Annotated in this window: 9 protein-coding genes and 1 tRNA gene; 6 read left to right on the forward strand and 4 right to left on the reverse strand. The window is 59.3% G+C overall.

Features of this window, described 5'->3' with window-relative positions; all coding sequences use genetic code 11:
- Positions 1–39 precede the first annotated feature (39 nt).
- Together ABMA59_RS13930 and ABMA59_RS13935 are read right to left on the reverse strand one after the other, a co-directional pair.
- Positions 40–711 carry a hypothetical protein gene (locus ABMA59_RS13930; protein WP_349005964.1) on the reverse strand — a complete coding sequence of 224 codons (672 nt, stop codon included), beginning with the start codon at positions 709–711 and terminating at the stop codon, positions 40–42.
- 2 nt (positions 712–713) lie between these two features.
- Complete coding sequence (locus ABMA59_RS13935) at positions 714–2036, reverse strand: integrase (protein ID WP_349005965.1); 1323 nt, start codon at positions 2034–2036, stop codon at positions 714–716.
- A gap of 164 nt (positions 2037–2200) precedes the next feature.
- On the opposite strand from ABMA59_RS13935, the gene ABMA59_RS13940 reads away from it, so the two are divergent.
- Positions 2201–2278, forward strand: a tRNA-Ser gene (locus ABMA59_RS13940).
- A 289-nt stretch (positions 2279–2567) separates the two neighbouring features.
- Positions 2568–2807, forward strand: a complete 240-nt coding sequence (locus ABMA59_RS13945; RefSeq protein ID WP_349005966.1) for a hypothetical protein — start codon at positions 2568–2570, stop codon at positions 2805–2807.
- Positions 2808–3001: 194 nt separating this feature from the next.
- Here ABMA59_RS13945 and ABMA59_RS13950 read toward each other — a convergent pair whose 3' ends face one another.
- Positions 3002–3229, reverse strand: coding sequence for a hypothetical protein (locus ABMA59_RS13950; RefSeq protein WP_349005967.1), 228 nt, complete (start codon positions 3227–3229; stop codon positions 3002–3004).
- A gap of 1779 nt (positions 3230–5008) precedes the next feature.
- Between ABMA59_RS13950 and cyoA the strand changes: the two genes are divergently transcribed.
- The 4 genes from cyoA to cyoD are packed head-to-tail and all read left to right on the forward strand — an operon-like array spanning position 5009 to position 9035.
- Positions 5009–5959: a ubiquinol oxidase subunit II gene (gene cyoA, locus ABMA59_RS13955; RefSeq protein WP_349005968.1), complete on the forward strand. Its 951-nt coding sequence runs from the start codon at positions 5009–5011 to the stop codon at positions 5957–5959.
- Positions 5960–5962: 3 nt separating this feature from the next.
- Positions 5963–7966, forward strand: a complete 2004-nt coding sequence (gene cyoB, locus ABMA59_RS13960; RefSeq protein ID WP_349005969.1) for a cytochrome o ubiquinol oxidase subunit I — start codon at positions 5963–5965, stop codon at positions 7964–7966.
- On the forward strand, positions 7963–8631 hold the full coding sequence (cyoC, locus tag ABMA59_RS13965; RefSeq protein WP_349005970.1) for a cytochrome o ubiquinol oxidase subunit III: 669 nt from the start codon (positions 7963–7965) through the stop codon (positions 8629–8631). The genes cyoB and cyoC overlap by 4 nt, the downstream gene beginning before the upstream one ends.
- Positions 8628–9035, forward strand: a complete 408-nt coding sequence (gene cyoD / locus ABMA59_RS13970; RefSeq protein ID WP_349005971.1) for a cytochrome o ubiquinol oxidase subunit IV — start codon at positions 8628–8630, stop codon at positions 9033–9035. Before cyoC ends, cyoD begins: the two co-directional genes overlap by 4 nt.
- A gap of 59 nt (positions 9036–9094) precedes the next feature.
- On the opposite strand, the gene ABMA59_RS13975 is transcribed toward cyoD, so the two are convergent.
- Positions 9095–9286, reverse strand: coding sequence for a hypothetical protein (locus ABMA59_RS13975; protein WP_349005972.1), 192 nt, complete (start codon positions 9284–9286; stop codon positions 9095–9097).
- Between the last annotated feature and the right edge of the window lie 102 nt (positions 9287–9388).

Raw genomic sequence — 9388 nt, forward strand, 5'->3', positions numbered from 1 at the left:
ATAGCCGGGATTTGTAAGATAACAAGAAAGTAAATCCCGTCATTTGGCTTGCGGCTTGCGGCCTCGTCGCGGACCTTTTCCGTCAGGGCGAGCTCGAGTTAGCAAGCGCACTAATCGGTCCTCACCTACAGTATCGTCTATTCCGGCAGCCCTCAACAATGAGGGCATCAAGTTTGCAAAACAGGACTTTGCGGAGGAGCCCGGCAATTCGCCAAAAGCACGATAATAGCTTCTGCCCCAATCGATGATGAGTGAATCAATGGCTCGCCATTTCGTGAGTCTTTTGACGGTTCTGAACGCGTGCCCTGCCGCATCTGCAATCCTACCCGCTTGCACGCCCACATCGCTTGCCGCCAAAACCGCTCTTGACGAAGTTTCGATTGATCCCTGTGGATCGTCCCCGTCGCCTCTTAGGAGCCCTATGAAACCAAGTTCCAGCAACTCGGCGGTTGCCTTGTCTAACTTCGAAACTGCCTTGAAGAACGCCTGACCAGAGCGGGCTACGTCATCTAGCTTGTCCAGCTTTGCCTTGCGACCCTCAGCCAATGGCGCAGTGAGTTGCGTGTAGATTGCGATCGATTCTTCCACCTCAGCTACGAAAAGGGCTCTTTGGTTATCACTCGACCAGGAGACGTGGTCGCCAATGGCCAAACGAAGCTCTTGTCTCGAAAGATCGTCGATTGGCGTCATCAGCGTCCAGACGGCATCCATTCTCAAGCTCCCCGGCGAAGTGTGACGACATCAGCCTGAGGCGCCGACACGAGTGGCACGATAGCCGCCCTCGCCATGTCCTCCAGGCCGGACGTTATCCATTTGGCATAATGGCGTTCGATCATCTCGACGGAAGTGTCGTGCAGTGCCGCAACAAGGCGGATCGGCAGATTCTGGCGGATGCCGCGCACGATCGAACTGTGCCGCAGCGCATATGGAATAGCTTCGGGCAGTCCGGCGCGGTCGCGGATGGATTTCCATGGCCGCGCCAGTTCAGATGCTGCCTGCCATGGGCCTCGTCCGATTGGCTCCCATGCCGTGGCTGCCACCTGCTTGTAGCGCCAGCGCTCCAGAAGCGCGGGATCACCCTTGCGGCCATGGGCAACCGAAACAAGCTCGTCGAGAACGTCACGGCCAACGGGAACTGGCGTATCGCCCGACTTCCCTCCCCTGCCCTTGCGAGACACTGGGATCATCAATCTGCCGGCGGACAACTGGCAGCCCGAGACGCGGACTCTGATCACCTGCGAGAACCGCGCGCCCGTCGCGGCGAGCACGGTAACGAGCCGAAATAGATCACCTTCCCAGCCGTCCTCGGCGTCAATCTCCCGAGATGCACGGATCAGCCTAGCCACGCAGCCGTCACCGAGAATCTGGTTGTCGCGGGCCACTGGCTCCGCTTCGTCCTCGCGGGCATCGGCGCGCAGCCCATGCTTGACGACGGCGGGCAGTGTCAGCGGCAGCACCTGCCGGTTGTCGGCAAAAGCGGCGTTAAGAGCGGCTTTGACATCGTTAATCAGACGCTGACGGGTGGCGCCCGCCATGTCGCCGGGCAAACCGGCACGCCATTTGGAGAGATCGGCCTCGGCGAGCGCGAACAGTTCGACCGAAGCGATTGGAGCCGGTGCCCGTGCCTTGCGCTTTCCCTTCACAGGCTGCCCGAGCAGGTACTTCGTCAGGCGCTGGCTCGCATCCGACCGAACCACCCTGCCCTTGCGCTTGGTATCCCTGGCGTCACGGCTGGCTATGTACTGCTCGACGGCATCGGCAACCGTGATCGGCTTGCCCGCAGCCTCGAGTTGCGCCTTCTGCTTTGCCGCCTCTGCATCGTCGCGGAGCTTGTTCACATAATCCCGAGCCGCGCGGCGCGCAGCCTCATAGTCGAGTGTGCCGGCGACCACCACGTCGTCGGCTGTTCCGAGTTGGGCACGATTGTATCCCAGCGCCGTGCGCCAACGGACCAGCCACACACCGCCGCTCTTCCCCTTGCGATAACCCAGGTGAACCTCTGGATCGAGGGTTCGCCAATGCAGACCGGCAGCCAATTTTGAACGCGCCGCCCTAGTTGTTAGCGGTGCCTCATTCACTGATTTAGGCATTGTCAGCCATCCACCCCCGTGAAATATGTGTGAAATATATACCAGCGTACGTCAGCGTACAATAGCGAACTCAAAGCAGCTAAAGTATTGATTTTACTGTATGCTGGTGAACGATGATGAACGGTGGTCATAGCAAAAACTGCCCTTTCACGGCGGTAACAGGGGTTCGATTCCCCTTGGGCGTACCAACAAAATCAACGACTTAACGACGATCCGCCGGCTTTCTCTGATAGGCGGCATTTGACGAGGGCAGAATCACACCTCTACCTGCCCTTGGATACGGCCGAACCGGAATCATCGTCCGGTCGGGGATTCGGGCGTCACTGTGAATGTTCACAGTTGGCTGGACGAGGAACTAACATATGTGATGGCGAAGGGCGGCCGCTAATTATAGGCTACCAATGTCGCCTGTCATCCTGGCATATGGCGCTTGAAAGAGTACATCGCGCTTTCGCCCACGCCAACAGGACGAACGCCATGTTCTTTAACGGAAGTGCGAATCCCGCACAGCTTAAGGCTCTGCGCCACGCTCTCGAAGCGTACTGCGAGCGCTACGCCATTACCAAGGATGAAGAGCGTAACGCTGCCGCGGAAATGGTGATGGCCATTTTTTCGCGTGGTGTCATTTCCCATGATGAGATCATGGCCGGCATGGAAACAGTCAGAGCTACCCGTGCCACCGTTGATCACGGCAAACCGCAAGCCGCCCCCTTTTGAATAAGTCCACAACTGCAGACTATTCCGCCCCAAAGTGTGCGGCCTAGAACTCACGGCCTTGATCGGTGAGCATGTACCGGACACCCTCGCCAGCACTCCATGGAAGCTGCACAATCAAGCCGTGTTTCTGGAGCTTGGCGAGAGTGCCAATGCCTACGCCCCTTGGGGCCTGTGCTGGCCCTGCGGCAAACGCATCAAGTGTCATTCTGAGACGCGCATTCCTCCGCCCCGGCACCGCTGTTCTCCGAATCAATCCGAGTCCCGTGGATCGTTAAAAACGCTCGGGCTTGCTCGAAGTTCTCGAAGGCAAAAACTTGAATCGGTTTTTTTGTGCGGAGTAAGACACCAAGAACAGGCAACCCAGCTTGCGGCGGATCATAGACGGCATAAACGGCGTCCGGTTCCATCGGCGTGCCTTTCAATTCGCCTCGGAATTATGCCGGCTATGAAAGGCATGTCTAAGGCGAAGTCACCCCCCACATGGTGAATCACGGTAAACGTACATGCATCCTGCCTCATTCGGCCGCCATCTGTGAGGCCAGGGCATCGGCGCGGCGACGCCGTTCGAATGGATTAAGCCCGGTGACATTATCGCATCTGAAATCCGAGGGAGCCGGAGCCTGGACGTGCCGCGGTTTGATATCCGGACCACAAAACGGCTGCCGCCACCGTGTCCGGAGCGCGATGGCGCAGGCGCAACCGTTGCCGCAATCTTCCGGATCTCGCCCACTGCCTTCATGGCCCAGACAGCCTGTCCGAGGAACGATCACCTTGCAGGATTTCGTGAAGTCCAACGTTCCGGCTTGATCAGGGTGACCTGGACGTGAGTGCAGCAGGGTTTGTTCACCTGAGCAGTTCTCAAAAGGGGGATCAATTGCTCTTGCCGTCGGTGGCCCAAGCCAGGAGTCGGGCAGGGTTGGATTGGCCTGGCCTGGCCCCGCTTCACCTTCCCTGCCTCTTGACAAAGCAGACGGCCACAACCGCCACAAATCCATAACGGCTTGCTAGGCTAGATCTTTCCCAAGTTCGAAATCCAAACGTCGTTTATCCACGCATCGGACAGCCTTGAATATGCGCTTGGGGTTCAGAGCCTTCCATTGGGGTACAACCTGCATTGAGAGGCTCAAGCAGCCCATAAGAGACATGTTTTCAGCGGCTAGGTCTTTACGGCAGTCCTGCCCGTTGGATAGGCATGAGGCAACTAAGAGCACGTAAATCATAAAGGGCCCTCCCCTTTTTAGATAACCGCGCGATCAAGATGCGAACTTCTTGTTTTTTAAGCTCCCTCCCATGGCGTTCTATTAGAATTTGACGTGCGAAATCTTTCGTTACAAGCTGTGGTTTTACAACTCAAGTCAAATTCGCGCAGCATACGTATCGGCATTTTATAAAATGCCACGCGTTCAATTTTAATATAGCAGATATTTATTATCAAATCTATTTGGCTCTTTGAGGTAGTCGATTGCATAAACGGTTCACCAACTGGCGCCTCCTAGCGTACCTTCCGAGGATGGGAGCCCGAATTGCGGATGAGAATTTCGGCAGAAGAATTCGATTCTCTGCGAGCATGGTTCGCGGCGTTCATCGAACATGCGATGCCACACCTTTCTGACCGCGAACCGGAACACCACCCCGTTGCTTTACTGAATGCGATGGCGGTTAAATCGCCGGCACGCGCTCGCCAGGGCTACACATGGCAATCGGCGACTGTCTGGAAGCCAGCGTTGACCAGGAGACCGAAAAGTTGGCACAAATCGATGCGCTTTTCCGGCGACGACAGGTGCCAACTTTTCTGATGTCTGCCTGCGCTTCATGAAGCAGGTAACACGCGTTCTCGAGCCCGGCGCCATTCGTTCAGAAACTGCATACTAGTGCGGTGAACGGCATCGCCGACGCTTCCGAAGAGCTCATACTGTGGACGTTGCTGGCCGATTATGAAAAGAGATCCACGGCCAGTTCGGACTAAGCTCCCGAAAAGAAGCGACCTTCCGAAAGCCGCGCTCGGCGGCCAGCATTGATGCGTAGCTGATCCCCGCCAATGGTTTTGGATCCGGCTTTTCATGTCACCGTGGCAGTATCCCGGTAGATTCCAACCGGCAGATCATGTTCTATATGCCGGCCTGCCTTGCCTTAATGCCCCGCAACTATCGGAATGAAACCCGCGACGACGTCATCCCCTGCAATTCGCCAAAGGATGGACGATGAAACCTGGCTTCTCGGCGCGACTCGCCACGATCGCACTGACCGCGTCTATTCTGGGCGGTTGCGAGGGCGGAATTCTCGATCCGCAAGGTCCGGTCGGAGATGGCAACAGGCAGATTCTGCTCAATTCGCTGGCTGTGATGCTGGTGATCGTGGTGCCGACAATCATCGCGTCGCTGGGCTTCGCCTGGTGGTTCCGCGCCTCCAATCCCAAGGCCAGATATGATCCCGGCTTTACCTATTCGGGGAGGATCGAGCTGATCGTATGGTCCATCCCAACGCTGACGATCCTCTTCCTGGGCGGACTTATTTACTACGGATCGCATGAGCTTGACCCACGCAAGCCGCTCGGCCCGCCCGAGCGGACGCTTGAGGTTCAGGCCATCGCGCTCGACTGGAAATGGCTGTTCATCTATCCGAATCAACAGGTCGCCAGTGTCAACGAACTTGTCATGCCGGCGGGGACGCCGGTGCGGTTCCGCCTAACCTCGTCCAGCGTGATGAACGTGTTCTTCGTCCCGCAGCTTGGCTCGATGATCTACGCCATGAACGGCATGGAGAGCCAACTCAACCTTCAGGCGGACAATCCGGGTGACCTCTATGGCCAGGCCGCGCATTACAGCGGCGACGGATTTTCCGACATGAACTTCCAGGTTCGCGTTGTTGCGCCGGAGGAATTCGATCAATGGGCAGCCCGCCTGCGCGGCGGCAACGGCGTCCTCAACGCCGAGACCTACCGCGAACTTGCCCGGCAGAGCCACGACGTCGCGCCGTTCACCTACGCGCATGTCCAACCCGGCCTGTTCGACGCAGTGGTGGCCCAGCAATTGCCGCCTGGACCTGGGCCGGGCGGCGGACGCGGCGGAAAGCCCGAAGTCCATCCCGAACCGGTGGACGCCAGCCTGTGCGTCACGCCCGTGTCTATAGCAGACAATACCAGAGGGGGCTGACCGATGCTGGGCAAGCTGAATTGGTCCGCCATACCGTTCGACGAGCCGATCCCCCTCGTCGCGGCGCTGATCGTATTTCTCGCCGTTATGGGCGTGCTTGCATGGATCACCGTGAAGGGGTGGTGGCCCTATCTTTGGCGTGAATGGATCACCTCCGTCGACCATAAGCGCATCGGTGTCATGTACATCGTGCTTGCCATGCTGATGCTGCTGCGCGGTTTCATCGACGCAATCATGATGCGCACCCATCAGGCCGCCACCCTCTATGGGGCGGGTTACCTGCCGCCGGATCACTACGATCAGATCTTCTCGGCGCACGGCACCATCATGATCTTCTTCGCGGCGATGCCGTTCATGATCGGGCTGATGAACTTCGTCGTGCCGCTGCAGCTCGGTGTGCGCGATGTCGCGTTTCCCACCCTCAATTCCGTCGGCTTCTGGCTGACGGCTTCCGGCGCGCTGCTGGTGAACCTGTCGCTGGTTATCGGCGAGTTCGCACGCACGGGATGGCTGCCCTATGCGCCCCTGTCCGGTACGGAATACTCGCCCGGGGTGGGCGTGGACTACTATCTCTGGGCGATCCAGATCTCCGGGATCGGCACGCTGATGACCGGCGTCAATCTGGTAACGACCATCCTCAAGATGCGGGCACCGGGGATGGGATATCTGCGAATGCCGATCTTTTGCTGGACGGCGCTCGCTTCCAACATGCTGATTGTCGCCGCCTTCCCGATCCTGACCGCAACTCTGGCGATGCTCACCCTCGACCGTTATCTAGGATTTCACTTCTTCACGAACGAGGCCGGCGGCAATCCGATGATGTTCGTGAATCTGATCTGGGCATGGGGTCACCCCGAAGTCTACATCCTCGTGCTGCCGGCCTTTGGCCTGTTCTCCGAGATTTTCTCGACCTTCTCGTCCAAGCCGATATTCGGCTACCGGTCGATGGTCGCGGCGACGCTCTTCATCTGCGTGGTGTCCTTCATGGTCTGGCTGCACCATTTCTTCACGATGGGCGCGGGGGCTGACGTGAATGCCGCTTTCGGCATCGCCACCTCGGTCATTGCGGTCGGCACCGGCGTGAAGATCTACAACTGGCTCTTCACCATGTATGGCGGCCGGCTTCGCTTCGACACCCCGATGCTGTGGGCGCTCGGCTTCATAACGACATTCACCGTCGGCGGCATGACCGGCGTGCTGCTTGCCGTGCCCGCCGCGGATTTCGTGCTGCACAATTCGATGTTCCTGGTGGCGCATTTCCATAACGTCATCATCAGCGGCGTTGTGTTCGGCGCTTTCGCGGGCCTGACATTCTGGTTCCCCAAGGCGTTCGGTTTTCGCCTGCATGAAGGCTGGGGCAAGGCCGCGTTCTGGTTCACGCTCGCGGGCTTCATTCTCGTCTTCGTGCCGCTCTATATCGTCGGCCTCCAGGGCATGACCCGTCGTCTGCAGCATATACCCGTCGATGCCTGGGCGCCGTCGCTGAAGGTTGCGGTCTCGGGCATCGGCGTCATGATCATCGGTGCCGCCTGCCAGATCATGCAGCTCGCCGTATCGATCCGGCGCCGCGACGAGTTGCGCGACGAAACCGGTGATCCCTGGGACGGCCGGTCGCTCGAATGGTCGACCCCTTCCCCGCCGCCCGCTTTCAATTTTCCGCGCCTGCCGAGTGTGGAAGATGAGGAGCCGTATTGGAGCATTAAGCAGCGGGCGATCGTGGGCCAAACGCTCGAAGAGCCGTCCACCTACGAACCGATCGAGATGCCGAGGAACAGCCCGACGGGATTCGTGACCGCATTCTTCGCCACGTTCATTGGCTTCGCGCTCATCTGGCATATCTGGTGGCTGGCGATTCTCTGTGCCGTCGGCGCCTATGCCACCTTCGTTGTCTTCGCCTGGCGCGACGAGGCCGAATACGAGATTCCGGCGGAAGAGGTGGAACGGGTGGACAGGATCCGACTGGAAACCCGGAAGGCGTGGTTCGAACGCCGGGAGCAGGTCGTATGAGCGCGGCGGCTGGCACGCTGCCGCGGTCCGCAGCCAGCGCCGGACATGGTGGTGGACATGCATACGGACATGACGCCACAGGCCACGGCGGAGGTGGCCCGGCGTCGCGATTCGTGACCTCGGCCTACGGATTCTGGATATTCCTGCTGTCCGACATCATCATGTTCTCGGCCTTCTTCGCGGCCTATGCCGTTCTCTCGGGCGCGGCGGACGGTGGTCCCACCGGACGGGATCTGTTCGATCTGCCGCGTGTCGCGATCCAGACCGGGCTGCTGCTCACCTCCAGCTTTACCTGCGGTCTCGGCAGCCTGGCCAGCCACCGCCGCGACATGATCTGGACGCAGATCTGGCTCCTGGTCACCGGCGTTCTCGGTGCGCTCTTCCTGGTGCTCGAAATCCAGGAATTCACCGCCATGATCGCAGAAGGCGCCGGGCCTGGGCGCAGCGCTTTCCTTTCTTCGTTCTTCGCGCTGGTCGGCTGCCACGGCCTGCACGTGTCGCTCGGACTGTTGTGGCTCGGTACGATGATGGCACAGTTGTGGATCAAGGGCTTCAGACCCGATCTCCTGCGGCGGCTGCACTGCTTCAATCTGTTCTGGCACGCGCTGGACATCGTCTGGATCGCGATCTTCAGCCTCGTCTATCTGTTGGGAGCGAGCATATGACGGACCCTGATGCCCGCCCCGACATCACGTCCGATTTGGACGATGCCGCGCCCGGCGAAGAAGGTATCAACGAAAGGGAGCCGGCCGGCGGGCTACAGGGTTACCTGATCGGCTATGGCTTGGCGATCCTGCTCACGGCGGCTTCCTTCGCCGCCGCGCAGAGCGACCTGATCTATGGACCGGCGATCATCTCGGCTCTGGTTGTTCTGGCCATCGCGCAGATGGGCGTGCACCTCGTCTTCTTCCTGCATCTGACCACGGGTCCGGACAACACCAACAACGTGCTGGCGCTTGCCTTCGGGGTGTTCATTGTGGGGCTGGTCGTGCTCGGCTCGATCTGGATCATGACTCATCTCAACCACAACATGATGCCGATGCACGACCTTCACCTGCCGAGGCGCTGAACGGGATTCCGCGGAACTGGGGACCGACTGGCGGGAGGGAAGCCCGCAGACTGGAGCCGCTATTCAAACTCGTCCGCGACCTCTTGTGGCGTTTCCCTGACCGCGAAGATGTTTCGCCGGTCGCCGCCGCTCGAAACACAGCATACGATCGTGGCCGTGGCAGCAGGCGTCCGGTAGACGGCCACGACATGAGCAGGGTTTACGAAGACCGGGGTCGCGGCATCGTCGTTCAGCGTCAGTTCAATCAGCATCACAGGCTCCCAAGGAGTGGCATCGATCTGTCACGATGCAGGTGAAAAGCGAAAGGCTGCCACGTCGTCGGCCCGGCAATATTGAAGCAACCGGGCCGGCGA

Source organism: Mesorhizobium yinganensis, from assembly GCF_040081985.1.
GTDB classification, from domain to species: Bacteria; Pseudomonadota; Alphaproteobacteria; order Rhizobiales; family Rhizobiaceae; genus Kumtagia; species Kumtagia yinganensis.